The organism is Nocardiopsis sp. B62 (assembly GCF_018070675.1).
Classification (GTDB): Bacteria; Actinomycetota; Actinomycetes; order Streptosporangiales; family Streptosporangiaceae; genus Nocardiopsis; species Nocardiopsis prasina.
The window spans coordinates 46,223-72,939 of sequence record NZ_JAGPXK010000002.1; the positions used below are offsets into that span (position 1 = coordinate 46,223).

Consider the following 26,717-nt stretch of genomic DNA (forward strand, 5'->3'; position numbering starts at 1 on the left):
TTGGCGAAAACAATCTCGAGTGGCATGGCACACATCCAACTCCGGGACGCCGGATGATTGCGCCCGATCTGTGTGGGCAGGGCTCAGAAAACAGACGGCAAAGACCCCGAGCGAGCGGAGGAAACAGTATGGACCTGACCTTTCTACAGCCCCTCTACGACCGCCCCTCGCCCATGGCGTCGTTGTTCATCAACACGTCCCGGGACACGGAGGACGCCGACCACGCGATCCGGGTGCGCTGGGGACAGGCGCGCACCGCGTTGCTGGAGAAGGGCGCTCCCGAGGAGACCGTCGCCGCGATGGACAGCGTGGTCGGACACACGAGGGGGGTCCCCGGCGCCCACGGCCAGGTGGTGTACGCGGCCGGTGACCAGGTCGTCTTCGACTCCACGGTGGCCCGACCGCCACAGGACTTCCAGACGAGCGTCGGGGACCTGCCCGACCCGCTCCCGTACATGGTGGCCGAGCCCCGCCGGGTGCCCCACGTGCTGGTCGTCGCCGACAGCGTCGGCGCCGACCTGACCGTCGAGTACGCGGACGGAAGGACCGAGGTCACGCGGGTGGACGGTGACGACAAGCCCGTGCACAAGGTCCGTGAGGGCGGCTACCACCACAACCAGATGCAGCGCGCGGTGGACGAGCAGGTGGGGCAGAACGCCAACCTGGTGGCGGACACGGTCGCGGAGAGAGCGGCGGCCAGCGGTGCCGAGGTGATCGCGCTCGCCGGTGAGGTCCAGGTGCGCGGCGCCATCGCCGAGCGCTTCCCGGGGAAGCTGAGGGAACGGGTGGAGTACCTGGAGTCCGGTGCGCGTTCCGCCGGCGCGGAGAACTCGCCCCTTGAGGAGGAGCTGGACGAGAGGCTGGACGCCAGGGCCGCCGAGCACGTGCGTGAGGCGGTGGGCGCCTTCGGGCGCGGACGAGCGGACGGCACCGCCGTGGAGGGCATGGAAGCGGTCGTGCACGCGCTCCAGCGCGGACAGGTGGAGACGCTGCTGTGGAACGACGAACTCCCCGGAGCCGACCGTGAGCTCCACATCGGCGACTCCGGTGAGCAGGTCGCCCTCACCGAGCGGGAGCTGCGAGACATGGGCGTGAGCGGGTCGCGCACCGAACCCGCCAGGTCGGCCGTCCTCCGGGCCGTGGTCACCACGGGTGCCGGGCTGGAGCTGGTTCCGACGGACGCCGCGGAGCTGGACGAGGGCATCGGCGCCGTCCTGCGCTTCGCCACCCAGAGCTGACCCCGCGGCACACGAAATCCCCAGGTCCGAGCGGGAGGAACCCGCCTCGACCTGGGGTTTCGTCTGAAGGACGCCGTGGAGCCTCGAACATCCACACGCGACGGTGAGACATTCCCCGTCTCATCGGAGCGTGATGGGGTGAGGGCATGACCACACCTCAGACCATCACGGTGCTCGGCGCGACCGGCAAGACGGGGCGGCGAGTGAGCGCACGGCTGAAGGAGCGGGGGCACCGTGTGCGTGCCGCCTCACGTCGCGGCTTCAGCCGGTTCGACTGGGAGGACGAGAGCACCTGGAGTGACGTCATCGACGGAGCCTCCGCGATCTACCTGGTCCCGCACGAAGCGTCGACCGTTCAGGATCCGACGGAGGCCTTCGTCGATCGCGCGGTGAAGGCCGGGGTGAGACGCCTGGTCCTCCTCTCGGCGCGCGAATGGGTCGATACGCACCTGGTCGAGGGCCTGGAACGAGAGGAGATCGTACGCGGCTCGGGCACCGGATGGACCATCCTCAGGCCCGTGTGGTTCGCGCAGAACTTCAGTGAGGAGCCGTTCTTCGCCCGCGGCGTCATCGACGGCGACCTGGTCCACGGGACCGGGGAGGGCGCGCACCCTTTCGTGGACGTCGAGGACATCGCGTCGGTCGCCGCGGTCGCACTGACCGACGATCGCCATCACGCGCGGCACTACTCACTCTCGGGTCCTCGTGCCCTGACCGTGCCCGACGCCGCCGCGATCATCGCCAAGGCGACAGGAAGGCCGATCAGCACGCGTTTCCTCACCGAGGACGCCTATCGGGCCCACCTCGTGGAGAACTACTACTCGCCCGGCACGGCGGACGGGGTACTGGCGTTGAGCGCGCTCGTCCGTCGAGGTGAGGACGCCTGTCTCTCGGATGGCGTCCAACGCGCACTGGGACGGGAACCCCGCGACTTCGCCGACTACGTCGAGGACACCGTCCGGAACCAGGGATGGGGCTCGTACCCCTCCGGTCCGGGGTGAGAGCCGGAGCGCCGCGCGTTCCGAGACACGCGAGAGCCCGGGTCCGGAGGGGGCGAACGCGCTCCGGCCCGGGCTCTCCCCGCGTGGCCGTCGTCTAGGACCGTCCGCCCAGGTGACGGGCCAGGAAGCGCTCGAGCGTGCCGTACAGCTCGACGTTGCTGTCCGTGTTGACGAACCAGTGGCCCTCGGTCTCGTTCAGCAGGTACTCGACCTCGGCGCCCCGGGCGCGGAGCGCGTCGACGATGCGGTCGGAGTGGCGGCGGTCGACACGCACGTCGTTGGCGCCGTGGACCAACAGCACGGGTGCCGTGATGTCGTCGACCCGGCTGATGGGCGAGCGGGCGAGCATGTCGGCCTCCTGACGGGGGTCGTCCGGATCGCCGATGTAGCGCAGGTAGCTGTTCTCGACGCCACGGCGGGCGAACGGGACGACCGACCGGACCAGGTCGACCAGATCCGACATCCCCGTGTAGCTGACCGCGGCGGCGAACCGGTCGGGGGTGAACGCGGCTCCGACGAGCGCCGCGTAGCCCCCATAGGAGCAGCCGTAGACGGCGACCCGGTCCGGATCGGTGTACCCCCGGCCGACCGCCCAGTCGACCGCGTCGATCAGGTCGTCGTGCATGCGCCCGGCGAACTGCCCGATCGCGGCCTGGGTGTGGGCCTTGCCGTAACCGGTGGAGCCGCGGAAGTCGACCTGTAGCACCGCGTAGCCGCGGTTGGCCAGGAACTGGACCTCGGGATCGTAGCCCCAGCTGTCCCGGTACCACGGTCCGCCGTGCACCAACAGCACGGTGGGCAGACCGCGCGGCTCGACCCCGGTCGGCAGGGTGAGGTGGCAGGGCAGCGACAGGCCGTCGCGGGCCGTCAGCGTGATCGGGGTGACCGGTGCGAGCTGGTCCGGGTCCAGGTGCGGGAACGGTCGGAACAGGCGCCGTGCCCGCCCCGTCCCGTGGTCGTAGAACCAGGTGACGCCGGGGTCGCGGTCGTGGGTGAAGTCCACCACCCAGCGCTGGGCCGTGGTGTCGCAGGACACGTGGGCGAGGTCGCCGTCGGACAGCTCCTCAAGTCGGGGCAGTACCGCGGCGAAGTGCGGGTCGAGCGCGTGGACCTCCTGACGCGCGCCGAGGTAGCGGGCGCCGAGGAGGTCCCCGGTCCCCGGGTGCAGGATGAGTGAGGACGGGAAGCGCGGGTCGGCCTCGGGACGCGGGGTGTCCAGGTCGAACACGGGGTGGCTGTCCACCCCGGTCTCCTCACCGGTGTCCAGGTCGACCCGGACCAGGCGGGTGCGGTCCGATCCGCGCGCGGAACCGGTCCACAGTCCTTCTCCGTCGGGGGTGAGCGCGGCGGGCAGGAGCCCGAAGGGGGCGTCGGTGCCGGAGAACCGCGCGATCGGGCGCCGGTCGTCCCCGTCCCACTCCGAGAGCACGTGGTCGCCCCCCTCCTCCATGGTGAAGGCGAGCAACCGGTTCGGGGCGCGCAGCCAGGACACGACGTCGCCGGGGTTCTCCGCGACGCTTGTGAGCCCGCCGGTCGTCAGGTCGAGTTCGAAGAGGTCGACCAGGTCGGGACGGCGCATGTTGAGCTGGACGTGGGCCGTCCCGGGCCGATCCGGCGGGAGCTGCGCGCCGATCAGCCGTACGCCCTCATAGGGAGTCAGGTCGACCGGGGCCTCCTCGGGCCGGGTCATGTCGGCACGGTGCAGGTGCCAGTTCTCGTCGCCGTCGTTGTCCTGCTGGAACAACAGGTATCGGCCGTCGGCGCTCCAGAAGAAGCTCTCGACGTTGCGCCGGGTGTCCGAGGTGACGCGCCGGATCCCCGGGGCGTCGGGGTCGGCCCAGTCCGAGTCCAGGTCACGGACGAACACGTTGAGCCGCTCCCGCCACGGCGCGAGGTAGGCCACCCTCGTGCCCTCCGGCGACAGTAGGGCGCGACTCCGGGTCGGGGGGCCGAAGAACTCCTCGACGGCCAGCGTTCTCGACGATGCGGTCATGGCGAATCCCTAGGTCGGTGGGTGCGGGCAGCACCCAGTCCAGACCCCGACGTCGCGTCCGACTCAAGACCGAACCAAGTGATGTGGGACACATTCAGGAGTCGTCCTGCTCCAACCGATGCTGGAGCTGGCGCAGCACGCGTTGCTGTACGGGATGGAGGTTCTGCGCGTTCAGCTGGTCCAACAGTGCCGAGCCCCGCGCGTCGAGCGGGGGCAGTTCGGTCAGACCGGCCACGACCGGTCTGACGTGCGCGAGGAGTTCGTTGACCAGGGACGAGACCTCGTCGTCCGGGGTATCGGCGTCGAGGGAGTAGAAGCGCGCCGTGACGTTCGCGGGCACGGACGGGCCGCCGAACAGGGCGCCGAACGCCGCCGGGCCGAGCAGGTGTGCGGCCAAGACCAGCTGTTCGTGTTCGTGCCGGGCCATGTTCGTCGGCGTCCCCGCTTCGGGTGCGGGGCGCCAGACCGAGAGCTCCGGGGGCAGATCCGGCGGGGTGCCGCTGCGTCGCAGCGCCGCGATGTCGGCCCGGCGCCGGGTGAGCCGTTCGATCTCCTCCGCGGCCTGGTGGTCGAGCTCGTCCAGGAGCTCCTCCGCGGCCTCCGGGTCGTCCAGCACCGAGGGCAGTACGGACAGCTGGACACCCAGCGAGGTCATCCTGGTGATGCGCAGGAGTCGGACGAGGTGGCCCACGTCGTAGCGCCGGTAGCCCCCGCTCGACCGCGGGGGCTCGGGCAGCAGCCCGATCTGGTGGTAGTGGCGCAAGGTGCGGACGGTGACGCCGGCCAGCGCGGCGAGCTCGCTACTCAGCAACGGGCGGCTCCTTCACTGCGAGAACTAGTCTTCCCCTCAGGCGGGCGAAAACTTGTATTGGTCAGAGTAGACATGGCTGTCTGGTGGTGCTACGTTTTCTGTCATAGCCACTGAGACACACGGCTGGACCACCGGATACGCCGGTGGAGGGATGGACGGCTCGACGGTGCGCACGTGCGTCAAGGCACCGGGGGCCGGTAGGACCGCAGTAACGCAGTAACGCTGTACCGTTTTTCGGCAGTACCGGGTTCCCGCTCGTACAGGGGAGGCCACAGTAGGACGCGGTAGGGCTTGACCGGCGCACGGTTGTACGGCGTCGGGGGCCGGTTGGACCGCAGTCGAAAGCAGTGCACGAAGTGAGAACGAGAGGAGTAGATGCCATCAGGATCGCCCGAGCGAGGAGAAGTTCCGCTCGGGTACCGCAGGCCCCGGTTCGGAAGAAGGTGGTCCACGGTCACACAACCGCGATCCCCGCGATCCCGAAGCAGCTTGACCTCGGGATGCGGAAGACCGGCAGCGGCCGGTAGGTGGTATTGAACTCTCGGGCCCCAGCGCCATACGGCGCTGGGGCCCTCGACGTGCGTTCAGGAGAAGAAGGACACGCACTTGCCCCGTCCCGAGACCGGTCACCGGTTCGACGATGACGACTACCCCGCCTATACCGTGGGCGCCGCGGCGGAGATGATCGGCGCGACGCCGGCCTTCCTGCGCGCTCTGGGTCAGGCCAAACTGATCGAGCCGTTGCGTTCGGAGGGCGGTCACCGCCGCTACTCCCGCTACCAGCTCAAGATCGCCTCTCGCGCTCGCGAACTCGTCGACGAGGGGACACCGATCGAGTCCGCCTGCCGGATCATCATCCTCGAGGACCAGCTGGAGGAGGCCCTGCGCATCAACGAGCAACAGCGCGCCAACGACCGGTGAAGCCGAAGGCGCGCCGTCCTGAGCCCTTCGGGACCGTCGCGGTCAGGCCGGGCCCACTCGGTGTGGGCCCTGGTCAGCACCGGCCGACGCCTCCAGGTGGGGTGTTCCTGTTCCGGAGAGAGGGGGACTCCGGAGCGGAACCTGGGGTCAGCGGCGCGGGCGGCGACGTCCGCGGGGTGCCTGCGTGCGGGCGCACTCCTGTGGCCTGGCGGACCGCACGGTCACCGGCAGTCCCGAAGGTTCGCGGGCCCCGGTCACCTCGGCCAGCTCCGGAGTGTCCGCTCCGGCGCCCAGGGTGCGCGGTTCGATCCGGGCCCTGGCCACCAGGCGGGTCATGTCGCGGCGCTGGGCGGGCATCACCAGCGTGACCACGTTCCCGGACTCACCGGCCCGGGCGGTGCGCCCGCCCCGGTGCAGGTAGTCCTTGTGGTCGGTCGGCGGGTCGATGTTGACGACCAGGTCCAACCCGTCCACGTGGATACCGCGCGCCGCGACGTTGGTCGCGATCAGTGCCGTGACGTCGCCCCGCTTGAACTGGTCGAGGGTACGGGTGCGCTGGGGTTGGCTGCGTCCGCCGTGCAGGGGCGCGGCGAGCACCCCGTTGGCCAGCAGGTGTTCGGCCATACGGTCCACCGCGCGCTTGGTGTCGAGGAACATGATCACCCGGCCCTGTCGAGCGGCGATCCTGGTGGCGACGGACCTCTTCTCGCCGGGCGAGACGTGCACGAGGTGGTGCTCCATGGTGGAGACGGCGCCCTCGGACAGGTCGACCGAGTGGACCACCGGGTCGTTGAGGAAACGTCGGACCAGCTGGTCCACGTTCCGGTCCAGGGTGGCTGAGAACAGCATGCGCCGCCCGCCCTTCGGCACCTCCTGGAGGATCGCGGTGACCTGGGGCATGAAGCCCATGTCGGTCATCTGGTCGGCCTCGTCCAGGACGGTGGTCTCCACCCGGTCCAGCACGCAGTCGCCGCGCTCCATCAGGTCGCGCAGCCGTCCCGGTGTGGCCACGACCACGTGCGTTCCCTGCTGTAGGGCGCGTGTCTGCCGACGGATGGGCATGCCGCCCACGACGGTGGTGATGCGCACCCCCACCGAACGAGAGTAGGGCTCCAAGGACTCGGCGACCTGCTGTGCCAGCTCCCGGGTGGGGGCCAGGACCACGGCCAGGGGGCGCTGCGGTTCCGCGGGGCGCCCGTCGAGGCCGGCGAGCAGGGGCAGGCCGAAGGCCAGGGTCTTACCGGATCCCGTCCGGCTGCGGCCCAGCACGTCGCGTCCGGCCAGCGAGTTGGGCAGGGTCGCGGCCTGGATCTCGGACGGGGTCGTCAGTCCCTGGCGGTCCAGGGTCCGCTTCAGGGCCGACGGCATGTCCAACGCCGCGAAGGAGTCCGCAGGCGGGAGCGCCGGGGTCACGGTGACGGGGAGCGCGAACTCCCCGGAGGGGCCCGCGTTACGAGGGCGCGAGGCGCCGCCCGGGCGCTGTCGACCGTAGCTCCGGGCCGGTCGCGCACGGTTGGTGGTGGGGTGGGGATGACTCATGAATGGCCTTTCGCCGTCGGAGTTCGCCGGGCGGGAGGCCTCACGGCCTCACAGGGAAAACCGGGTACACCGGATGAATGAAACCTGCACGCCCGACTGGAGAATTTCCGGGGCGAGTAAAGCAAGCTATTTTGAGAAACCACGCCCAGAAATCAGGCGGAGAAACAAAAAGACGGGGTCCGGCCCCTGGAGGGCGGACCCCGTCGCGGGGGAGAGTGTGCTCTCCCCGGATCAGGCTTAGCGCAGGGTGATGTTCTCAGCCTGGGGGCCCTTGGCCCCGGCGACGGCATCGAACTGCACGGCCTGGCCTTCGGCCAGCTCACGGTAGCCCGTGGCCTGGATGTTCGAGTAGTGGGCGAAGACGTCCGGGCCGCCGCCGTCCTGCTCGATGAAGCCGAAGCCCTTTTCGCCGTTGAACCACTTGACTGTACCGGTGGCCATGGTGGCACCTCTCGCTCGAAAATGAAGAAAACCGCAGGTGACGATTTTCCCGTCACTGCGGTGATCTCCCAGGAACGCGAGGTTCCACGGGGCCACTACTGCAACTTCGTAGACAGTAGCACAGAAGATTCCATTATCCCGATATCCGGTGCAACGCGCGGTGCCAGAAAAATGGGTGCGGAAACAGAAAGTGCCGTGCCGCTCGTGTTGGAGGCCCGCCCGGCCACGGCCGTCCGCCGCTGGAGGAGCGCCGGAGCGGGCAGTCGGGGACGGGGCGTGCGGACCCGGGCCCGGTGTCCACCCGTGTCAAGGGAGGCCGCCCGGCTCCGGGTCGGATGAGCCGCGTGTTCCGGAAAGCCCGGAGGGCGGACTGCCGCCGGTACGGCTGCACGATCCGCGGCACGGCGCGGCCACGTTCGCTTCGGAGGCTGGGGAGGACCTGAAGACCACGCGGGCGACGCTGGGGCACGTGAGCATCGTGTTGACCACGGGCACGTGCACGCGTGAGTTGTCCGAGGCCACCTACGAGGCGGCGGAGGCGACGGCGGCGCGGTGCTGAGAGAAGCTCGGTCGGCGCCCGGCCGACACCGCGCGCTCCGCCGTCGAAGGGAAGGGAGAGGGGGCCCGAACGCGTCCCATCGGGTCCCGACGCGGCAACGCCCGCCGGGGTCCGGCGGGCGTTCTTCCAAGTGAAGGGTGGTAGGGCCCCGGGGGATCGAACCCCGAACCCGCGGATTAAAAGTCCGCTGCTCTGCCAGTTGAGCTAAGGCCCCGTGGCGTGCCCAGCTGACCTGGGGAACGTCACACAAGACGACATCCTACCGGATACCACAGGAGTTGCGGAGCAGTGGATTCGCCTGTCAGCGCGCACATGTGGGGCCTCTCTCGGGGGGTGACGGTCCAGGTTCGAAGGTCGCAGGGGAGTGAGATGATCACCGGGCGCTGGCGGGCCGCGTCCCTGAGGGAACCCGGAGGGGCGACCCTGAAGGTGGCCCGGGAGCGTGCAAAAGTACACATGGAGAAATGTTGCGCGGGCTGTAATAGTTGTTCGTGCAAGGGAGGACCTATGGGGCTGCGAGAACGCAAGAAGCTGGCCACGCGTCGGGCTCTGCGGGAGGCCGCCGTGCGGCTCACCCTGGAGCGCGGTCTGGAGAACGTGACCGTGGAGGCGATCTCGGCCGAGGCCGACGTCTCGCCCCGGACCTTCTTCAACTACTTCGCGACCAAGGAGGACGCGCTCCTCGACGACGTCCCCGTCTCCCTGGACGAGGAGGCGCACGCGGCGTTCGTGGCCGGTGGCCCCACCGGTGTGTTCACCGACGACCTCGGCTCCCTCCTGATGGCCTCCCTCGTCGTCTCGGGTGACCTCGGCAAGCAGCGTGCCGAGATCGCCCTGCGCAGGCAGCTCATCGACCGGGAACCCCACCTCCTGCCCGGTCTGCTGGGGCGCTTCCACGACGTCGAGCGGAGCGTGGCGGCCGCGATCGCCGAGCGCGCGGGGGTCCCCGCCGACGACACCCGATCCCAGGTGGCGGCAGCCGCCGCCATGGCCTCCATGCGCCAGTCCATGAAGATGGTCCCGGAACAGGCGGAGGAGGGGATCGACGAACTGCGCGCCCACCTCGGCGAGGCCTTCCGGACGTTGGGAGAGGTCTTCGCCCCCGAACGTCGGGGCTGATGTGCGCCACGTCTCAGGAACGTCCCGGGGTTCGACGCCGTCGGACCTTCGGGGACGGAGATCAGGGACCGCCCAGGGCTCTCCCCGATGGGAATCGTCGTCGTCAGCGGGCAAGGTGGAGGTATGAACGAGAACTTCGCCAGCAAGAGGCTCCAGCGCAGCGAGACCGACCGCTTCCTGACCGGCGTCTGCGGGGGCATCGCCGCCTACACCGGTGTGGACTCCACGATCATCCGGATCGTCTTCGTGGTCCTGGCCCTGCTGGGCATGGCCGGTATCCCGATCTACATCCTGGCCTGGCTGCTCATGCCGGCCGAGAGCGAGCGGCGTTCGCTGCTGGAGCAGATCATCCGTAACTTCCAGGGAAAGTCGAGTGACAACTGATGTGGACCCTGCGCGCACACCCCGGTTGGCAGCGGCGCGAGCTGTGTGCCCCACGGGAGGAACGAGAGACCGACCAGTCCTGTGACCAGCCCGTGGAGCACCGCGCCGAGCGCTAGGCCGTGCTCGGCGCTCACCCGCCCTAGGAGGCCGACTCCGACTCGGTCGCCTCCATCCGCTCGGCCACCTCCCTGGACATCCGTGCCCAGGGGACGGAGAGGGCGATCGCGGAGACCAGGGCGAGCAGTCCGGCACCGACGATCACCGTGCTGGTGCTGGTGAGCTCGACGAAGTAGCTGGACAGCAGGATGCCGATGCCCTGCGCGGCCTGGAGCCCCGAGGCGACCAGGCCGAAGGCCAGCCCGCGGCCCTCCTTTGGCACGCAGAGGACGAAGGCCGCGTTGGCCACGAACTGGTACGAACCGGCCGCCCCGCAGAGCGTCAGGGCGGCGATCATCATCCACAGCGGCATCTGGAGTACCCAGAGCAGCAGCGGCACGCAGGTGAGGATCGCCAGCGGACCGAGCAGGCGGGTTCGGGTCGGCGGGGGGATCAGCCGGGTGAGGACGAAACCGCCCACGAGCGCCCCGATCGACTGGCCCGCCATGATGAACCCGGCCGCGGCGGGTCCTGCGCCCGCTTCTGCGGCCATGGGGTTGGCCAGCCCGTAGGGGATCGAGTACAGGCCCGCGAGCCAGGCGAGCAGGGCCAGCACGCGCAGCTTGGGGTCGCTGAAGACGAGCTTGGCGCCGTCCCGGGTCATCACCAGGAGTCCGGGCCGCTTCTCGCCGTTCTCCTCACGCGCCGGAGCGGGGCGGGCCCTCACGCCGAAGCGCACGATCACCGCCGACAGGACGAAGAGCACGCCCGTGGACATCAGGGTGATGTTGGGGCTGACGAAGGTGACGATCACACCGCCCGCGATCAGCCCGAGGAGCATCCCGACCTGCGCGGTCAGCTGGATGATCGCGGTGCTGGCCACGTAGCGCTCGCCCTGGACGATCTGGCTGAGCAGGGCCGCACGGGCCGCCGAGAACGGGATCGACGGCAGGATCGAGAGGAACAGCAGCGCCCAGACCGCCCAGACCGGCATGCCGGGGATTCCGACGATGACGATGACCACGGCCCGGATCACGTCACAGGCCACCATCACCTGGCGACGCGGCAGGATGTCCGCGAGCCCGGAGAACAGCGGACCGGCGAGGATCGGCGGCAGGAACATCACGGCCAGCGTGACCCCGGCGGCGAAGGCCGAGTCCGTCAGTTGGTAGACCAGGACGCTGGAAGTGATGTTCAGCAGGTTGGCGCCGATCACCGACAGGGCGTGCGCCAACCACATGGAACGGAACTCGGCTATCGCCATGACGTCGCGGTAACTGCTCCGCCATTTGTCGTCCCGCGCCTTCGGAGATCCCGGATCCCCGCCGTCGGCGGCCTTGTCGAGGCTCGGATTGCCCACCAGGCGCTCCCTTACTGTCACAGAGGTGAATCACACTGTGTCGTGTTCCCATGACCAACGGTTCCGGAAGAGGGTCGGGCTGGCAAGCGGGTTGGGTGAATTCGTGTCTGATTCGTTGCTCCGAGTAATGTCTCCCGGTGTGATTCGGTATCGCCCCCGAAGGTTGCTGTTCGGATTGTTTTCCCAGGTGGGTGCCGTTGAAGGAGGGTCTCGTGCGGCCTCCGGGGGTGTTGGGCGGGGAGGGGGCTCGTTACTCGCCGAAATGGTGTCACGAATGGGAATCATGTCCCCAGATGCCAGAATTTATGGGATCTTCGGACCTCTATTCCCTCGGAATATCGCTCTGGGTGAGCATCTCCGGCCCGATCAGCCCCAACCGAGTTCGGTGAGCCGGGCGTCGTCGATCCCGAAGTGGTGCGCGATCTCGTGGATGACGGTGACGAGCACCTCGTCGACCACCTGGTCCGGGGTCTCGCACATCGCGCAGATGTTGCGTCGGTAGATGAAGATCTGGTCCGGGAGCACCCCGAAGTAGGAGTCGCCGCGCTCGGTCAGCGGAATCCCCTCGTACAGGCCGAGCAGGCCCTCCGGGGACTCCTCCGCGACCGTGATCACCACGTTGTCCATGAGCCGGGCCAACTCCGGGGGGATCTGGTCCAGGGCGTCGGCCACCAGTTCCTCGAAGTCCCTGCGTGTCAGTTCAACCACGCCTGCCATTGTGCTGCCTTCCCGGGGTGGCGAGGAAGAGACATAACACTCTGGACGGGAGGAAACATTGGGAACGGCGCCAGTCAACGGCATGATGGGGGTGTGTTGTCTTGGGGAGAGATCCGCGCTTACGACTACCGGGGGGCCCTCGAACGGTCCCGAATGACCCTTCGCCGGTGGCGTGCCGGACGTGTGTGGCGGTGGAGCTGCGTCGTCGTCGCGGGACTGGTCGGGGGCTGGCTCGGGCTGGCCCTGGGCGGCCAGGTGGTCACGCCGATCGGACCGGCCGACGTCACCTTCGCCCTGAGCCCCCAGTGGCACGGTGAGACCGTCGTCAACGTCGCCCCTCTGGGTCAGCTGGCCTTCGACACCCACACGGCGCCCCTGAGACTCGAAGCGACCATCACCGACATCCGGCTCTCGGCGGCCGAGGAGATGTTCGCCGACCCCGACGCCATCGACCGCATGGCCGCGGGGATCGGCGCCGACCTCACGAGCGGTGTGACCGCCCTCCTGCTGCGCTCCCTGCTCGTGGCGACCCTCGGCGCGGCCCTGATGGGCCTGCTGCTGTTCCGGAGCGCCTGGCGCGCCCTGGCGAGCGGGGCCACCTCGCTGCTCGTCCTGGTGGGCTTCGGCGGCCTGGCGGGGCTGACCTTCAACCCGAGCGCCATCGCGGAGCCGCGCTACACCGGGCTCATCGCGGGTGCCCCGCAGGTGGTGGGCAGCGCCGACGACGTCGTCAGCAGGTTCAGCGAGTACCAGGAACAGCTCGCGGGGCTGGTCGGCAACGTGTCGATGATCTACGAGGCCACGTCCTCGCTGCCGGTGTACGACGACGACGAGTCCGTCATCCGGGTGCTGCACGTGTCCGACATCCAGCTCAACCCGGCGTCGTGGAGCATCATCAGCACGCTGCGGGAGCAGTACGGGGTCGACGTGATCGTGGACTCCGGCGACCTCACCGATCGCGGCAGCGCGGCGGAGGACGTCTTCGCCGACGAGATCGGGAAGCTGGACGTGCCCTACGTGTGGGTGCGCGGCCAGCACGACTCCATGGGCACCCAGCGGGCGGTGGCGGCCCAGTCCAACGCGGTGGTGCTGGACGGTGACGTCGAGGAGGTCGGCGGCCTCACCTTCTACGGCGCGGGCGATCCCCGGTTCACCCCGGACGCCACCCGGCTCAACCCGGACGCCGCGGGTGTGGCCGCTCTTGGTGAGGAGCAGGCGGCGTCGATCAGGGGCGGCGGGGACGACGTGGACGTCGCGATCCTGCACACGCGCACCCAGGCCCGGCCCTTCGACGGTGTGGTTCCGCTGGTCCTGGCCGGGAACGAGCACCTGCGCTCCACCGAACTCACCGACCTGGGCACCAGGTTCCTCGTGCAGGGTTCCACCGGCGGCGCGGGACTGCGTGGTCTGGACCACGGTTCGGGTCGTCCCACGCCGTACCAGGCGTCGGTCCTGTACTTCGACGCGGAGACCGGCCGCCTCCAGGCCCGCGACGACATCGACCTCGGGGGCATCGGGCTCACGTCGGCGCAGGTCGAGCGGCACATCGAGGCGGACCCCGACCGGCGGATCGGTGAGCCGGAAGAGGAGGAGGACGAGCGTGCGACCCCGAGCGAGGAGTCGTCGTAGGCCCCGCGTCGGTGCGGGCCCCGGAGGGTTTGGGCTGACTCGGGCATTCGCTTTGGCGTTGGTGGGAATCTCCCCTATGCTTGGGCTGTCTACACGGGCCCCCATCGTCTAGCGGCCCAGGACGCCGCCCTTTCAAGGCGGTAGCGCGGGTTCGAATCCCGTTGGGGGTACGAAGCGGTCAGAGCACTGCCGGGTATCTGGCAGAATGAGAACCGCAGCGACACGCAGGGCCGCGAGGCCGGGCGTGACAACTGAACAAGGTCCTGTGGAGCAGTTAGGAGTGCTCGCCACCCTGTCAAGGTGGAGGCCGCGGGTTCAAATCCCGTCAGGACCGCGTGCGTCGCCGAGGGAATCGGCGCCGCGGCTAGGTAGCTCAGTTGGTACGAGCGTCCGCCTGAAAAGCGGAAGGTCGGCGGTTCGACCCCGCCCCTAGCCACATCGAGTTCAGAGAGCCCCCGTCACCTGGGAAACCAGGCGGCGGGGGCTTCTTCGTGCGCGCCGAGGCGGTTCACCAGGTGACGCCGTGCCAGCTCACGTGGTGGTCGGTGTGGTCGGAGTCCTTCGTGCACCAGTAGGTGGTGCCGTCGCGCAGCAGGAAGCGGTCGCAGGCGATCCCGGCGGCGCGGTCCTCGGCCAGCGCGTCCAGCAGGAGTTCCGGGTTCTCTGGGAGGCACCCCGGCGCGCCGAAGCTCTCCAGGCCGTCCAGGAGGCGTTCCTGCCGGGTCCGGTGGGCGACGGGGGCCGGGGCCGACCTGATCACCAGGGCGGTGGCGTTGTCGGTGCTCTCCGCCTCACGCGCGGCGTCCACCAGGACGCGGACCAGGGTGTCGGGATCGTGCGCGTGGTCGGCGACCAGCTCGGCCATCAGCCGCTCGTCCACGTAGTCGTGCACCCCGTCGCAGGTGAACAGGGTGAGATCGGCAGCGGGCGCGGTGGTGGTGCCGATGTCGTCGGGGCCCGCGGTGGCGACCGAGGTGGTGACCGTGTGGTCGCAGGTCCGGGCGAGTTCGTCCGAGGCCCACCTGTCGCGCAGCTCTTGGCCGTGCGTGTGGTCCCGGGTGTGCTGGCGCAGACCCTCGCCGGGGCTCCAGGTCCAGACGCGGCAGTCGCCGACCCACGCGATGTCTATGGGGTCGTCGGGGGCGTCCTGGCGGGCGTGGGCCATCACGCAGTCGGTGCCGGGGTGGGCCCGGGTGATCGCCCGGGCGGCGGCCAGGACCGCGTCCACGGCCTCGCCCGGAGCCGACGTGGCCGTGTCGGCCGCGAGCTGCGCGGCCCGCGCGGTGTCGGGGTGGTCCCCGAACCCGTCGGCCACCGCGGCCCGCCAACCGTCGGAGGCGGACTCGACCTGGTGCGCGCAGGCGTCCTGTTGGCTCGGCCGGGGGCCCTGGTCGGTGTCGGTGGCGATGACGGGAGAACTCATGCGCGCTCCTTCAACCGGTTCGGGTGGACCTCACCCAAGGACGATGGGACCTGGGAAGATGCTCGCAGAAGGGGGTTTGGTTCGCGGACGAAGGTCACGAACCGGTGATCCATCCGGCCACGCCCCGTGGGCGCCGGGATTGTCGGGTAGTGTCCGTTGACGTGAACCACGCGACCGCCGCAGACGGAACCCGAATCTGGTACGACGTCCACGGTGCGGGGGAGGCCCTGGTACTGATCCACGGGCAGTCCCTGGACCACGAGATGTGGGACGGGGTGTACGAGGACCTCGCCGAACGCCACCGGGTGGTGCGCGTGGACCTGCGGGGCACCGGTGGCAGCGACGCCCCGCTGGACCGGGCGTACAGCATGGAACTCCTGGCCAGGGACGTCCTCGCCGTCATGGACGACCTCGGACTCGGGCGCGCGCACGTCTACGGGTTCTCCATGGGCGGGAAGGTCGCCCAGACGCTCGCCGCGATCGCCCCCGAACGGGTCGGCGCCCTGGTGCTCGGCTCCACCGCCCCCGGTGGGGAGCACGAGGTGGAGCGTCCCGAGCACGCGTCCCTGGCGCTGCGCAAGGCCAGCGGTGATGAGGGGCGAGGGCTGATCGGCCCGTTGTTCTACACGCCCGAGTGGGCGTTGGCGCACCCGGAGACGGTCACCCGTGTGCTGCCCCGCAACCCGCTGCGCGCGCAGCGCCGCCACTACGAGGCCAGCCTGAAGCACGACGGCTGGGATCTGCTGCCCCGTGTCCAGGCTCCGACCCTGGTGGTGCACGGCGAGGACGACGAACTCACACCGGTCGGCAACGCGGAACTGCTCGCCGAGCGCGTTCCCGACGCGGAACTGCTGGTCCTGCCCGGTGCCCGGCACGGCTACCTGCACGAGGCGGCGCCCAAGGCGACCGAGGCCGTCCTGGCCTTCCTCGCCGCGAACCCCCTGGCCCCCGCCGACCGGTGACGCCGGGTTCTCAGTGCCCCCGGCGGACGAGGGCGGCCGCCCGGGGGAGCAGGGACACCTCCTCGGGGGTGAGGTTGGGATCCGCCCGGCGCAGGGCGACGGCGTCGTCCACGAGCCGGGCCGGGTCGCCCTCGGCGCTCCTGAGGTAGGGATCGAGGCAGGCCCCGGCCAGGGCCGCCAGCGGGCGGGGACCACACAGGCCGGTGAGTGCCAACAGGAGCGCGGTCACCGCCAGGTCCAGGTCCGGTTCGCCGTCCCGGGCGTTGGTCCAGTCGATGACCACCGGGCCCCTCGGGGTGAGGACGACATTGCCGGGGTGCAGGTCCAGGTGCAGGAGCAGGCCTCCCGCGGACCTGTGGGGGAGGGCGTGCAGGCGGGCGTGGAGCCCGGCCAGCTCCCGGCCGGTTCCTTCGGGGGTGAGCCGTCCCTCCAGGGCCGCGTCGAGCATCGTGGGACCGTGCAGCCGCTCCATCTCCAGTTCGGCCCCCTCGGCCCGGTGCACCTCGGGTGTGGGAAAGCCGTGCTCGGCCGCGTGCGCCATGGCGGCGGCCTCGGGGCCGGTGTCCTGCGCGTCGCGGTACCGGCGCAGCACGCGGTGATCGTCCAGGGCGAACACGTCGGCGTCGCGTCCTGAGGCCAAGGGGATGGTGGAGGGCACTGTGGCTCCTGGTGGGTTCAGGCGGGGGGTGGGAAATCCGTGCGGAGCCGGTCCAGCTGGCGCCGGTCCCGCTTGGTGGGGCGGCCCGCGCCTCGGTCGCGGCGGATCACCGGGGTGGTGGCCTGAGACGGCTGCGCGGGGGTGCGGTCCACGTAGCAGCGGGCCGCGACGGGGGCGCCGACCCTCTTCACGATGACGTGGCTCACGTCGACGATGCGCGTCATGCCGTGCAGACGAACCCTGACCTGGTCGCCGACCCTGATCACCATGGCCGGTTTGGCCGGCCGGTCGTTGACCCGCACGTGCCCGCCGCGGCAGGCCTGGGCGGCGTCGGCGCGGGTCTTGGTGAGGCGTACCGCCCACAGCCAACGGTCGACCCGCGTGGAGTCCGGGCCGGAGGGAAGGGGGGCGGACGAGTCGCTCACGCGGGGTCCTCTCACGGGTTCGGGTGCGTTGTGAGCCACTCTAGGTCGACCACGGTACGAAGCGCTCCAAAGTCGCGCTAGAGTTGTTCTTGCAACGAGGTCCTGTGGAGCAGTTAGGAGTGCTCGCCACCCTGTCAAGGTGGAGGCCGCGGGTTCAAATCCCGTCAGGACCGCATCATCGAAGGCCCGGTGTCCCAGACACCGGGCCTTCGGCGTTGTCGCGTGACAGGGGGGACGGTTGTGAGCTACCGGTACGCCACCGAGCGTGTGGACCACTCGGCTCTGGCGAGCGGACAGGTGTTGAGGTCCGCTCCCGGATACCCGGGATTTCCCGTGAGAATGGCGAGTGAACTCCTCCAACGGGCGATGGTCCACGTGGAGGGCGACCGGGTGCGGCTGTGGGACCCCTGCTGCGGCAGCGGGTACCTGGTGGCCGTCCTGGGCCTGCTCCACCGCGACCAGCTCACGCACGTGCGGGCCACCGACGTGGACGCGGACGCGGTGGGTATCGCCGCGCGCAACCTGGAACTGCTGACCGCCGAGGGGCTGGCCGAGCGGGAGCGGGAGCTGCGCCGTTCGGCCCGGGACTTCGGCCGGGTGGCGTTCGTGGAGCGGGCCGGGTCCGCCCGCGACCTGGCCGCCGGGTTGGCCGCCATGGGCGGGGACCTCCCGCACGAGTCGGGGGTGGCCGACGTCTTCACGATGACGGACCCGGTCGACGCCGACCTCGTGATCACTGATGTCCCCTATGGCGAGATGACCCACTGGGACGGGAGCGTCCCCGACGGCGACCCGATCCGCGCCCTGCTCTCCTCGATGGGCCGCGTGCTGCCCCGGAGCGCGGTGGTGGTCGTGACGGCGCGCACCCGCCGGGTGCCGCTGCCGGAGGGCGTCCGGGCCCTGGAACGGGTGAAGGTCGGCAACCGGTCGGCGGTCCTGGTCCGCGCCCGGGACCTCGCGGCGCTGTGAACCCCGCCCCGTCCACAGCCTGTGGACGGGGCGGTCAGGTGACATCGCGGAAGGCCCGTGTGGTGTACAGCGCCACGACGAGCGCGACCACCGCCAGCAGGACGAAGCCCAGCGTGTAGGCGCCAGTGGCCTGGTACACCACGCCCATGAGCAGTGGCGGGAAGTAGCCGCCGAGGCCTCCGGCGGCACCCACCAGACCCGTCACCGTACCCACCCGGGACGGGTCCACGAGCTTGGCGACCAGCGCGAACACGGCGCCGGTGCCCAGGCCCAGGGACAGTGCGATCAGCACGAAGGACAACCCCGCCGGGAACTCCGCCGGGGGGTGGAGCGCGAGGACGACCGCGAAGGCGCACGTGCCGAAGAAGGAGATCAGGCAGACCCGCACCGGACCGATCCGGTCCGACAGGATGCCGCCGACCGGACGGGCGATCACCGCGGCCACGGCGAAGCCGGCGGTGCGCATGCCCGCGTCGGTCTGCGCGAAGTCGTAGGCGGTGGTGAGCAGGGTCGGCAGGTACGTGGAGAAGGCCACGAAACCGCCGAACACCAGGGCGTAGAGCGCCGAGGCCTGCCAGGTGGCCCTGAGGGCGAGCGCCTCGCGCATGCGCGGCAGGGCGGGTTCGGTCCGCGGGCTCCACTCGGGCGAGTTCCGGGCCAGGAACCACATGACCGCGCCCATCACCGCGAGCGCCACGCACATGAGCAGGTGAGTGGTGAGCACACCCATGGCCTCGACCAGGCGCGGGGTCAGGAAGGCCGACAGCGCCGTCCCGCCCATGCCCGCGCCGAACACGCCCGTGGCGAACCCGCGTCGGTTGGCCTGGTACCAGGCGTTGACGAACGGGATCCCGACGGCGAACGAGGTGCCCGCGATCCCGAGGAAGAAGCCCCAGAGCAGCAGCATCGGGTAGGAGTTCGCGGACAGTCCGACGAGGAGGGTCGGGACGATGCTGAGCAGGCAGAGGGCCGTGAACATCACCCGGCCGCCGTAGCGGTCGGTCAGGGTGCCCACCGGGATGCGCCCCAGGGAGCCCACCAGTACGGGGAAGGCCACCAGGATCGACGTCTGCGTGGGCGTGAGGCCCAGGTCCTCGCTGTAGCTCCGTGACAGCGGGCCGATCAGGTTCCAGGCCCAGAAGGTCAGCGTGAACGCCGCCGTGGCGAGGGCGAGGTTGCCGCCCGCGGTTCCGGAACGGGTCGTCCGCTCCCCAACTTCCGCTCGCATTCCGGCTCCTTCGTCAGTCGGTCTGCGGCGATTGTCGCCCAATGCGGTGTGGGAAACGTGACATCCGTGCCGGAGCAGGCATATTCATTAACGGAATGTGGTTGGGCCTGGGCTCTTTTTCCTGCGCTTCGGGCAACGGGCGGGCAAACGAGGTGTTTTCCTTATGGCGGCACGGAGTAAACGCGGGGGAGCGGGCGACGGCCTTCTCCGGTTGGGAAACTACCTGACTCGTTCGGAGCCCCTGGACGGAGACCGTGCCCAGGTCAGGCACGGTGGACGTGAGGGAGACGCGTTCTACCGGGACCGGTGGAGCCACGACCGGGTGGTGCGTTCGACGCACGGCGTGAACTGCACGGGATCCTGTTCCTGGGATGTTTATGTCAAAGACGGAATCATCACCTGGGAAACTCAGGCCACGGATTACCCGTCAGTCGGACCAGATCGGCCCGAGTACGAACCCCGGGGTTGTCCGCGCGGTGCGGCCTTTTCCTGGTACACGTATTCGCCGACCCGGGTGCGCTACCCCTACGCGCGCGCCGTGCTCGTGGAGATGTACCGGGAGGCGCGCGAGCGGCTGGGCGACCCGGTCCTGGCGTGGGAGGAGATCACCACCGACCCGGAGCGGCGCCGCCGCTACCAGCGCGCGCGGGGCAAGGGCGGGCTGGTCCGCACCACCTGGGACGAGGCCCTGGAGATCGCCGCCGCCGCGCACGTCCTGACGATCCGCAAGTACGGCCCCGACCGGATCGCCGGGTTCTCGCCCATCCCCGCGATGTCGATGGTCTCCCACGGCGTGGGCGCCCGGTTCGTCAACCTGCTCGGCGGCTCGATGCTGTCGTTCTACGACTGGTACGCGGACCTGCCCGTGGCCTCCCCGCAGGTGTTCGGCGACCAGACCGACGTCCCCGAGTCCGGTGACTGGTGGGACGCCGCCTACCTCGTGCTGTGGGGGTCCAACGTCCCGGTGACCCGCACCCCGGACGCCCACTGGATGGCCGAGGCCCGCTACCGGGGCCAGAAGGTCGTGGTGGTCGCCCCGGACTTCAACGACGCCGCCAAGTTCGCCGACGAGTGGCTGGCCCCGCACCCGGGCACGGACGGGGCTCTGGCGATGGCCATGGGGCACGTGATCCTCAGGGAGCGCTTCGTCGAGCGGCCCACCCCGCGCTTCACCGAGTACGCGCGCGCCTACACGGACCTGCCCTTCCTCGTGACCCTGGACAGGAGGGACGGCCGGTTCGTGCCCGGCAAGTTCCTCACCGCCTCGGACCTGCCCGGTAACACGGACGGGGCCAACCCCGAGTGGAAGCCCGTGTTCTGGCCGGAGGGGGAGGACGCGCCGGTCGCCCCCAACGGCACGGTCGGCCACCGCTGGGGCGAGGACGGCCTCGGGAAGTGGAACCTGGACCTGGAGGGCCGCGTTCCCGAACTCACCTTCTACGGCCAGGGCGCCGAGGCGGCGGAGGTCGCCCTGCCGCGCTTCGACACCCCCGACGGCACGGCCGAGGTCGACACCCGGGGGGTCCCGGTCCGCAGGGTCGGCGACCGCCTGGTCACCACCGTGTTCGACCTGGTCCTGGCCCAGTACGGGGTGTCCCGACCCGGCCTGCCCGGGGTCTGGCCCTCCGGGTACGACGACCCGGGCGCCGCCTGCACCCCGGCCTGGCAGGAGGCCCTGACCTCCGTACCCGCCGACCGCGCGGTGCGGATCGCGCGCGAGTTCGCCGACACCGCCGAGGCCAGCGGCGGCCGGGCGATGATCGTCCTGGGCGCCGGGACCAACCAGTGGTTCCACGGCGAGAACGCCTACCGCGCCTTCCTTTCGCTGCTGCTCCTCACCGGCTGCCAGGGGGTCAACGGCGGCGGCTGGGCGCACTACGTGGGGCAGGAGAAGTGCCGCACGGCCACGGGCTGGGCCGCCTACGCCTCGGGCATGGACTGGTCGCGCCCGCCGCGCTTCATGGCCGGAACCGCCTACTGGTACGCCCACACCGACCAGTGGCGCTACGACACCTACCGGGCCGACGCCCTCATGTCGCCGCTGGGCCCCGGCCGGGTGCGGGGGCAGCACACCGCGGACCTCGTCGCGGCCTCCGCGCGCATGGGCTGGATGCCGTCCTACCCGACCTTCAACCGCAACCCGATCGAGCTCGGCAAGGAGGCCGCCGAGCGCAACCGGGACCCCGCCGAGTACATCGCCGACCAGCTCCAGGACGGCACGCTCCGGTTCGCGGCCGAGGACCCCGACGACCCGAAGAACTGGCCCCGGACCCTCACGCTGTGGCGGTCGAACCTGTTCGGTTCCTCCGCCAAGGGCAACGAGTACTTCCTGAAGCACCTGCTGGGCACGCACTCCAACCTCCAGTCGGAGCCCGCCGGGCCGGACGACCGGCCCGAGGACGTGACCTGGCGGGAGGAGATCCCGGAGGGCAAGCTCGACCTGCTGCTCACCCTGGACTTCCGGATGACCAGCTCCACGCTGCTGTCCGACATCGTGCTGCCCGCCGCCACCTGGTACGAGAAGCACGACCTCTCCACCACGGACATGCACCCCTACGTGCACGCCTTCAATCCCGCGATCGACCCGCCCTGGGAGACCCGCACCGACTTCGACACCTTCCACGCGCTGGCGAGGGTGTTCAGCGAACTGGCCGCCGACCACCTCGGCGAGGTCACCGACCTGGTTGCCGTGCCCCACCAGCACGACACCGAGGGCGAGCTGGCCCAGCCGCACGGTGTGCCGAGGGACTGGAAGGCCGAGGGGGAGCGGCCGGTCCCCGGGAGAACCATGCCGGCCATCGTCCCGGTCCGCCGCAACTACTCGGCGATCGCCCAGAAGCTCGCCGCACTCGGCCCGCTGGCCGAGGGGAAGGGGCTGCCGGTCAAGGGAGTCTCCTTCACCCCCGACGAGGAGATCGAGTGGCTGCGCCAGAACAACGGGGTCGTGCGCGGCGGTGTCGCGGACGGCCGTCCCTCCCTGGACACCGACGTCAGGGCCTGCGAGATGATCCTCGCCCTGTCCGGCACCAGCAACGGTCGCCTGGCCGCGCAGGGGTTCGAGCGCCTGGCCGCGCGTACCGGCACCGACATGGACGAGCTGATCCACCACGCCGAGGAGCGCCGGGTGGTCTTCGACGACGCCCGGCGCGGACCCACCCCGGTGGGCACCAGCCCGGAGTGGTCCGGCAAGGAGTCCGCCGACCGCCGCTACTCGCCCTTCACCATCAACGTCGAGCACGACAAGCCCTGGCACACGCTCACCGGCCGCCAGCACTTCTACCTGGACCACGACTGGATGCACGAGTTCGGTGAGGCTCTGCCGGTCTACCGGCCCCCGCTGGACATGGGTCGCCTGTTCGGGGAGCCCCGGATCGGTCCGACCGGTCAGCGCGAGGTGGTCGTGCGCTACCTGACCCCGCACTCCAAGTGGTCCATCCACTCGGAGTACCAGGACAACCTGCTCATGCAGACCCTGTCCCGGGGCGGCCCCACGATCTGGATGAGCGTGGCCGACGCCGAGGCCATCGAGGCGGCCGACAACGACTGGGTCGAGGCGGTCAACCGCAACGGGGTCGTTGCCGCGCGCCTGGTGGTCTCGCACCGCATGCCGACCGGGACGGTGTACATGCACCACGCCCAGGAGCGCACCATCGACGTGCCGAAGACGGAGACCACCGGCCGACGCGGCGGCATCCACAACTCGCTCACCCGCCTGCTGGTCAAGCCGACGCACCTCATCGGCGGCTACGCCCAGCTCACGTACGCCTTCAACTACCTCGGCCCAACGGGGAACCAGCGCGACGAGGTCACCGTCGTGCGCAAGCGGACGACGGAGGTGCGTTACTGATGGCGGAGCGGAGCCCGACACGGGCGGGCCGCGCGGACCGGGGGTCCCGGCGGCCGATCGGCCGGGTCATGGCGCAGGTCGCCATGGTGATGAACCTGGACAAGTGCATCGGCTGCCACACCTGCTCGGTCACCTGCAAACAGGCGTGGACCAACCGGAGCGGTGTCGAGTACGCGTGGTTCAACAACGTCGAGACCCGCCCCGGCCAGGGGTACCCGCGCACCTACCAGGACCAGGACCGGTGGAAGGGCGGCTGGGTCCGGCGCCCCGACGGCCGGCTCGTGCCGCGCGCGGGCGGCCGGATCAGGCGCCTCGCGACCATCTTCGCCAACCCGGTGATGCCCTCCATCCAGGACTACTACGAACCCTGGACCTACGACTACGAGACCCTGACCAACGCGCCCCTGGGCGACGACTTCCCCGTGGCGAGCCCGCGCTCGGCGCTCACGGGCAAGCCCATACAGGTGAGCTGGAGCGCGAACTGGGACGACGACCTGGGCGGCGGACCCGAACTCGCCTCCCAGGACCCGATCGTGCGCAGGCTCGGGGACCGGGTGAAGCTCTCCTTCGAGGAGACCTTCATGTTCTACCTGCCGCGCATCTGCGAGCACTGCCTCAACCCCACCTGCGTGGCCGCCTGCCCGAGCGGGGCGCTGTACAAGCGGGTCGAGGACGGCATCGTGCTGGTGGACCAGGACCGCTGCCGGGGCTGGCGCATGTGCGTCACCGCCTGCCCGTACAAGAAGATCTACTTCAACCACCGGACGGGCAAGGCCGAGAAGTGCACCTTCTGCTACCCGCGCGTGGAGGTGGGCATGCCCACCATCTGCTCCGAGACGTGCGTGGGGCGCCTGCGGTACCTGGGGGTGGTGCTCTACGACGCCGACCGCGTGGGTGAGGCCGCCGCCGTCGAGGACGAACGGGACCTGTACGAGGCGCAGCTGGACGTGTTCCTCGACCCCTCCGACCCGGAGGTGCGCGCGGCCGCCCGCCGCGACGGCATCCCCGACCGCTGGGTGCGGTCCGCCGAGCGGTCCCCGATCCTCGCCCTGGCCAAGCGCTTCCGGGTGGCCCTGCCGCTGCATCCGGAGTTCCGCACGATGCCGATGGTCTGGTACGTCCCGCCGCTGTCGCCGGTGGTGGACGCGCTCACCCGGACGGGGCACGACGGTGAGGAGGCGGGCCACCTCTTCGGGGCCATCGACGCCCTGCGCATCCCGATCGAGTACCTGGCCGAACTGTTCACCGCGGGGGACACCGCGCCCGTGGACCTCGTGCTGCGGCGGCTGGCGGCCATGCGGTCGTACATGCGCCGGATCAACCTCGGCCAGGAGCGCGACGAGTCCATAGCCGAGGCGGTCGGGATGACCGGTGTGGAGATCGAGGACATGTACCGGCTGCTGGCCCTGGCCAAGTACGACGAGCGCTACGTGGTGCCCACGGCCTTCGGAGTGGACGAGGCCGACAAGGGGGTCATCGAGGAGATCGGGTGCAGCCTCGACTTCGACGGTGGTCCCGGCATGGGCGGGATGGGTGACGTCCCCTTCGGTGAGGCCTCCGGGCGCCCGGACGCGGCCACCGTGGAGACCTTCCACGCCCTGCGCGACCGCCAGACCAGTGAGGGCGGCGCCGGGGAGCGGGACGCCACCGACGGTCGCGTCAACCTGCTGAACTGGGACGGCAACGGTCGTCCGAGTGGACTCTTCCCACCCCGACGGGGTGGCGGTACCGACGACGGCGGTGGGCGGGGCGCGGACCCCGGGCCGCTCGAAGGGGGTCGACCATGAGTACCAACACCAACACCAACGGCACGGAGGACGTGTCCGGCGACGGCCGGAGCGTGAACGCGCTCGGTACCCGCCCGGTGATCCCGAGCCAGGACGGCCGCGACCCGGACGGACCCGGGCGGACGGGCTGGCTCGGCGCCGGCCGGGCCGCGCGCAGGGCGCACTCCCGCGCGGTGACCCACCAGGCGGCCTCGGTCCTGCTCGGCTACCCGGACGCCCTCTTCTTCGAGCGGCTCCCGCTGGCCGCGCGCGCCGCCGCCGAGCTGCCGAAGAGCCAGTCCCGCACCCTCCTGCTGGAGTTCTGCGAACACGCCTCCAGCACGCCCGAGCTGGAACTGGCCGAGCACTACGTGGACGTGTTCGACCTGAAGCGCCGTCGCGCGCTCCACATGACCTACTACACGGACGGCGACACCCGGCGCCGCGGCCACGCGCTGGCCGAGATCAAGCGGGTCTACACGGAGGCGGGGTGGCGGGTCGAGGCCCGCGAGCTGCCGGACCACCTGGCGGTCATGCTGGAGTTCGCCGCCCGGGGCGACGCCGACGCCGGGCAGGAACTGCTCGTGGACTTCCGCTCGGGCCTCGACCTGCTCTCCCGGTCCCTGGAGGAGCACGGCACGCCCTACGCGCGGGTGGTCGACGCGGTCCGGTACACGCTGCCGCCGCCCCGGCGCGCGGACGAGGAGCGGGTGCGCCGTCTGGCCCAGGAGGGGCCGCCCGCCGAGGACGTGGGCATGGAGCCCTATGGCGCGCGGCCCCGGGTCCCGCTGCCCCTGACCGACGTCACCAGGAAACCGCAGTGAACCGTGGGGCTCCCGGGCCCGTGGACCTGATCCTGTGGGGCGTGCTGCCCTACGTGGTGCTGGTGCTCGTGGTGGGCGGGCTCGTGTGGCGCTACCGCTACGACCGGTTCGGCTGGACCACCCGCTCCTCGGAGCTGTACGAGTCCCGACTGCTGCGGATCGGCAGTCCGCTCTTCCACTTCGGACTGCTGGTGGTGATCGTCGGCCACGTGGTGGGCCTGCTGGTCCCGGACACGTGGACCAGGGCGCTGGGGGTCTCCGACACCGCGTACCACGTGGTCGCCCTGGCGATGGGGATCGTGGCGGGTGTGTGCACGCTCGCCGGGATCACTCTGCTCATCTGGCGCAGGCGCACCACCGGTCCGGTGTTCAGCGCCACCACCCGCAACGACAAGCTCATGTACGTGGTCCTGGTCCTGGCGATCGTGACCGGCCTGGGGATGACCGTCTACTTCGCCGGGGTCGCGCTCGCGGGCGGGCACACCGGCGACTACCGGGAGACGGTGTCGCCGTGGTTCCGGTCGATCTGGTTCCTGCGCCCGGACATCGCGGCGATGTCGGCGGCCGAGGCGCCCTACAAACTGCACGCGCTGATGGGTCTGGCCCTGTTCGCGCTGCTGCCGTTCACCCGACTCGTGCACGCCTTCAGCGCGCCCGTGGGCTACCTGTTCCGTCCCTACGTCGTCTACCGCACGCGCGACCGGCACTCGCCCGCCTCCGGCCAGGCGGTGCGGACCGCCCGCCGGGGCTGGTGAACCGACCGTTCCACGCGGCGGCCACCGGAGCCGGGCCACCGAGCCGGGCCAC

At 70.5% G+C, this 26,717-nt stretch carries 22 protein-coding genes and 5 tRNA genes; 16 read left to right on the plus strand and 11 right to left on the minus strand.

What is annotated here, in order from left to right:
- The first annotated feature begins 128 nt into the window (after positions 1-128).
- Both KBX21_RS02240 and KBX21_RS02245 read left to right on the plus strand, forming a co-directional pair.
- Positions 129-1,238 carry a Vms1/Ankzf1 family peptidyl-tRNA hydrolase gene (locus tag KBX21_RS02240; RefSeq protein WP_049573715.1) on the plus strand — a complete coding sequence of 370 codons (1,110 nt, stop codon included), beginning with the start codon at positions 129-131 and terminating at the stop codon, positions 1,236-1,238.
- Between the two features lie 146 nt (positions 1,239-1,384).
- On the plus strand, positions 1,385-2,239 hold the full coding sequence (locus tag KBX21_RS02245) for an NAD(P)H-binding protein (protein ID WP_210840865.1): 855 nt from the start codon (positions 1,385-1,387) through the stop codon (positions 2,237-2,239).
- A 94-nt stretch (positions 2,240-2,333) separates the two neighbouring features.
- On the opposite strand, the gene KBX21_RS02250 is transcribed toward KBX21_RS02245, so the two are convergent.
- Together KBX21_RS02250 and KBX21_RS02255 are read right to left on the minus strand one after the other, a co-directional pair.
- On the minus strand, positions 2,334-4,232 hold the full coding sequence (locus tag KBX21_RS02250) for a S9 family peptidase (protein ID WP_210840866.1): 1,899 nt from the start codon (positions 4,230-4,232) through the stop codon (positions 2,334-2,336).
- Positions 4,233-4,326: 94 nt separating this feature from the next.
- Positions 4,327-5,043, minus strand: a complete 717-nt coding sequence (locus KBX21_RS02255) for a MerR family transcriptional regulator (RefSeq protein ID WP_210840867.1) — start codon at positions 5,041-5,043, stop codon at positions 4,327-4,329.
- 606 nt (positions 5,044-5,649) lie between these two features.
- Here KBX21_RS02255 and KBX21_RS02260 point away from each other — a divergent pair.
- Positions 5,650-5,964, plus strand: a complete 315-nt coding sequence (locus tag KBX21_RS02260) for a MerR family transcriptional regulator (RefSeq protein WP_210840868.1) — start codon at positions 5,650-5,652, stop codon at positions 5,962-5,964.
- Between the two features lie 147 nt (positions 5,965-6,111).
- Here the strand turns inward: KBX21_RS02260 and KBX21_RS02265 are convergent, their stop codons facing one another.
- The 3 genes from KBX21_RS02265 to KBX21_RS02275 all read right to left on the minus strand — a co-directional run bounded on the left by KBX21_RS02265 (position 6,112) and on the right by KBX21_RS02275 (position 8,717).
- Positions 6,112-7,503, minus strand: a complete 1,392-nt coding sequence (locus KBX21_RS02265) for a DEAD/DEAH box helicase (RefSeq protein ID WP_049573731.1) — start codon at positions 7,501-7,503, stop codon at positions 6,112-6,114.
- 237 nt (positions 7,504-7,740) lie between these two features.
- The gene (locus KBX21_RS02270; RefSeq protein ID WP_017542737.1) at positions 7,741-7,944 is read right to left on the minus strand and encodes a cold-shock protein; all 204 of its coding nucleotides are present in this window, start codon (positions 7,942-7,944) and stop codon (positions 7,741-7,743) included.
- A 697-nt stretch (positions 7,945-8,641) separates the two neighbouring features.
- A tRNA-Lys gene (locus KBX21_RS02275) sits at positions 8,642-8,717 on the minus strand.
- Positions 8,718-9,010: 293 nt separating this feature from the next.
- Between KBX21_RS02275 and KBX21_RS02280 the strand changes: the two genes are divergently transcribed.
- Together KBX21_RS02280 and KBX21_RS02285 are read left to right on the plus strand one after the other, a co-directional pair.
- Positions 9,011-9,622 (plus strand): TetR/AcrR family transcriptional regulator, encoded by a 612-nt coding sequence (locus KBX21_RS02280; RefSeq protein ID WP_049573735.1) that lies wholly within the window; start codon positions 9,011-9,013, stop codon positions 9,620-9,622.
- Between the two features lie 123 nt (positions 9,623-9,745).
- Complete coding sequence (locus KBX21_RS02285; protein ID WP_049573739.1) at positions 9,746-10,006, plus strand: PspC domain-containing protein; 261 nt, start codon at positions 9,746-9,748, stop codon at positions 10,004-10,006.
- Between the two features lie 139 nt (positions 10,007-10,145).
- Here the strand turns inward: KBX21_RS02285 and KBX21_RS02290 are convergent, their stop codons facing one another.
- Both KBX21_RS02290 and KBX21_RS02295 read right to left on the minus strand, forming a co-directional pair.
- Entirely contained in the window at positions 10,146-11,462 is a 1,317-nt protein-coding gene (locus tag KBX21_RS02290) for an MFS transporter (RefSeq protein ID WP_374225690.1), read from the minus strand.
- Between the two features lie 366 nt (positions 11,463-11,828).
- Positions 11,829-12,179, minus strand: coding sequence for a metallopeptidase family protein (locus tag KBX21_RS02295; protein WP_049573746.1), 351 nt, complete (start codon positions 12,177-12,179; stop codon positions 11,829-11,831).
- A gap of 96 nt (positions 12,180-12,275) precedes the next feature.
- Between KBX21_RS02295 and KBX21_RS02300 the strand changes: the two genes are divergently transcribed.
- The 4 genes from KBX21_RS02300 (at position 12,276) to KBX21_RS02315 (ending at position 14,244) form a co-directional block, all read left to right on the plus strand.
- A complete protein-coding gene (locus KBX21_RS02300; RefSeq protein WP_210841015.1) occupies positions 12,276-13,808 on the plus strand; it encodes a metallophosphoesterase in 1,533 nt (510 codons plus the stop codon).
- A gap of 97 nt (positions 13,809-13,905) precedes the next feature.
- Positions 13,906-13,978, plus strand: a tRNA-Glu gene (locus KBX21_RS02305).
- Positions 13,979-14,067: 89 nt separating this feature from the next.
- A tRNA-Asp gene (locus tag KBX21_RS02310) sits at positions 14,068-14,142 on the plus strand.
- Positions 14,143-14,170: 28 nt separating this feature from the next.
- Positions 14,171-14,244: transfer RNA gene (locus tag KBX21_RS02315), tRNA-Phe, on the plus strand.
- A 72-nt stretch (positions 14,245-14,316) separates the two neighbouring features.
- On the opposite strand, the gene KBX21_RS02320 is transcribed toward KBX21_RS02315, so the two are convergent.
- Positions 14,317-15,231 carry a PP2C family serine/threonine-protein phosphatase gene (locus KBX21_RS02320; protein ID WP_210840869.1) on the minus strand — a complete coding sequence of 305 codons (915 nt, stop codon included), beginning with the start codon at positions 15,229-15,231 and terminating at the stop codon, positions 14,317-14,319.
- A gap of 161 nt (positions 15,232-15,392) precedes the next feature.
- On the opposite strand from KBX21_RS02320, the gene KBX21_RS02325 reads away from it, so the two are divergent.
- The gene (locus KBX21_RS02325; RefSeq protein WP_210840870.1) at positions 15,393-16,193 is read left to right on the plus strand and encodes an alpha/beta fold hydrolase; all 801 of its coding nucleotides are present in this window, start codon (positions 15,393-15,395) and stop codon (positions 16,191-16,193) included.
- 10 nt (positions 16,194-16,203) lie between these two features.
- On the opposite strand, the gene KBX21_RS02330 is transcribed toward KBX21_RS02325, so the two are convergent.
- Positions 16,204-16,851 carry a phosphotransferase gene (locus KBX21_RS02330; protein WP_210840871.1) on the minus strand — a complete coding sequence of 216 codons (648 nt, stop codon included), beginning with the start codon at positions 16,849-16,851 and terminating at the stop codon, positions 16,204-16,206.
- A 17-nt stretch (positions 16,852-16,868) separates the two neighbouring features.
- Complete coding sequence (locus KBX21_RS02335; RefSeq protein ID WP_210840872.1) at positions 16,869-17,276, minus strand: RNA-binding S4 domain-containing protein; 408 nt, start codon at positions 17,274-17,276, stop codon at positions 16,869-16,871.
- 98 nt (positions 17,277-17,374) lie between these two features.
- Between KBX21_RS02335 and KBX21_RS02340 the strand changes: the two genes are divergently transcribed.
- A tRNA-Asp gene (locus KBX21_RS02340) sits at positions 17,375-17,449 on the plus strand.
- Between the two features lie 67 nt (positions 17,450-17,516).
- Positions 17,517-18,245 (plus strand): rRNA methyltransferase, encoded by a 729-nt coding sequence (locus KBX21_RS02345; protein ID WP_210840873.1) that lies wholly within the window; start codon positions 17,517-17,519, stop codon positions 18,243-18,245.
- A 34-nt stretch (positions 18,246-18,279) separates the two neighbouring features.
- Here KBX21_RS02345 and KBX21_RS02350 read toward each other — a convergent pair whose 3' ends face one another.
- Positions 18,280-19,473, minus strand: coding sequence for a nitrate/nitrite transporter (locus KBX21_RS02350; RefSeq protein WP_049573767.1), 1,194 nt, complete (start codon positions 19,471-19,473; stop codon positions 18,280-18,282).
- A gap of 163 nt (positions 19,474-19,636) precedes the next feature.
- Here KBX21_RS02350 and KBX21_RS02355 point away from each other — a divergent pair, with 163 nt between their 5' ends.
- From KBX21_RS02355 to narI, 4 genes are read left to right on the plus strand one after another with little or no spacing between them, the layout of a single operon-like run.
- Positions 19,637-23,320 carry a nitrate reductase subunit alpha gene (locus KBX21_RS02355; RefSeq protein WP_049573771.1) on the plus strand — a complete coding sequence of 1,228 codons (3,684 nt, stop codon included), beginning with the start codon at positions 19,637-19,639 and terminating at the stop codon, positions 23,318-23,320.
- Positions 23,320-25,107 (plus strand): nitrate reductase subunit beta, encoded by a 1,788-nt coding sequence (gene narH, locus KBX21_RS02360; protein WP_210840874.1) that lies wholly within the window; start codon positions 23,320-23,322, stop codon positions 25,105-25,107. The genes KBX21_RS02355 and narH overlap by 1 nt, the downstream gene beginning before the upstream one ends.
- On the plus strand, positions 25,104-25,910 hold the full coding sequence (gene narJ / locus KBX21_RS02365) for a nitrate reductase molybdenum cofactor assembly chaperone (protein ID WP_234003967.1): 807 nt from the start codon (positions 25,104-25,106) through the stop codon (positions 25,908-25,910). The genes narH and narJ overlap by 4 nt, the downstream gene beginning before the upstream one ends.
- Positions 25,907-26,665 carry a respiratory nitrate reductase subunit gamma gene (gene narI / locus KBX21_RS02370; protein ID WP_049573779.1) on the plus strand — a complete coding sequence of 253 codons (759 nt, stop codon included), beginning with the start codon at positions 25,907-25,909 and terminating at the stop codon, positions 26,663-26,665. Before narJ ends, narI begins: the two co-directional genes overlap by 4 nt.
- Positions 26,666-26,717: the final 52 nt, after the last annotated feature.

Excerpts from the sequence above, each read along its gene's own strand:
- KBX21_RS02240 (WP_049573715.1), top strand. The coding sequence starts at position 129 with ATGGACCTGACCTTTCTACAGCCCCTCTACGACCGCCCCTCGCCCATG.
- KBX21_RS02245 (WP_210840865.1), top strand. The coding sequence starts at position 1,385 with ATGACCACACCTCAGACCATCACGGTGCTCGGCGCGACCGGCAAGACG.
- KBX21_RS02250 (WP_210840866.1), bottom strand. The coding sequence starts at position 4,232 with ATGACCGCATCGTCGAGAACGCTGGCCGTCGAGGAGTTCTTCGGCCCC.
- KBX21_RS02265 (WP_049573731.1), bottom strand. The coding sequence starts at position 7,503 with ATGAGTCATCCCCACCCCACCACCAACCGTGCGCGACCGGCCCGGAGC.
- KBX21_RS02270 (WP_017542737.1), bottom strand. The coding sequence starts at position 7,944 with ATGGCCACCGGTACAGTCAAGTGGTTCAACGGCGAAAAGGGCTTCGGC.
- KBX21_RS02280 (WP_049573735.1), top strand. The coding sequence starts at position 9,011 with ATGGGGCTGCGAGAACGCAAGAAGCTGGCCACGCGTCGGGCTCTGCGG.
- KBX21_RS02285 (WP_049573739.1), top strand. The coding sequence starts at position 9,746 with ATGAACGAGAACTTCGCCAGCAAGAGGCTCCAGCGCAGCGAGACCGAC.
- KBX21_RS02295 (WP_049573746.1), bottom strand. The coding sequence starts at position 12,179 with ATGGCAGGCGTGGTTGAACTGACACGCAGGGACTTCGAGGAACTGGTG.
- KBX21_RS02320 (WP_210840869.1), bottom strand. The coding sequence starts at position 15,231 with ATGAGTTCTCCCGTCATCGCCACCGACACCGACCAGGGCCCCCGGCCG.
- KBX21_RS02350 (WP_049573767.1), bottom strand. The coding sequence starts at position 19,473 with ATGCGAGCGGAAGTTGGGGAGCGGACGACCCGTTCCGGAACCGCGGGC.
- KBX21_RS02355 (WP_049573771.1), top strand. The coding sequence starts at position 19,637 with ATGGCGGCACGGAGTAAACGCGGGGGAGCGGGCGACGGCCTTCTCCGG.
- narH (WP_210840874.1), top strand. The coding sequence starts at position 23,320 with ATGGCGGAGCGGAGCCCGACACGGGCGGGCCGCGCGGACCGGGGGTCC.
- narJ (WP_234003967.1), top strand. The coding sequence starts at position 25,104 with ATGAGTACCAACACCAACACCAACGGCACGGAGGACGTGTCCGGCGAC.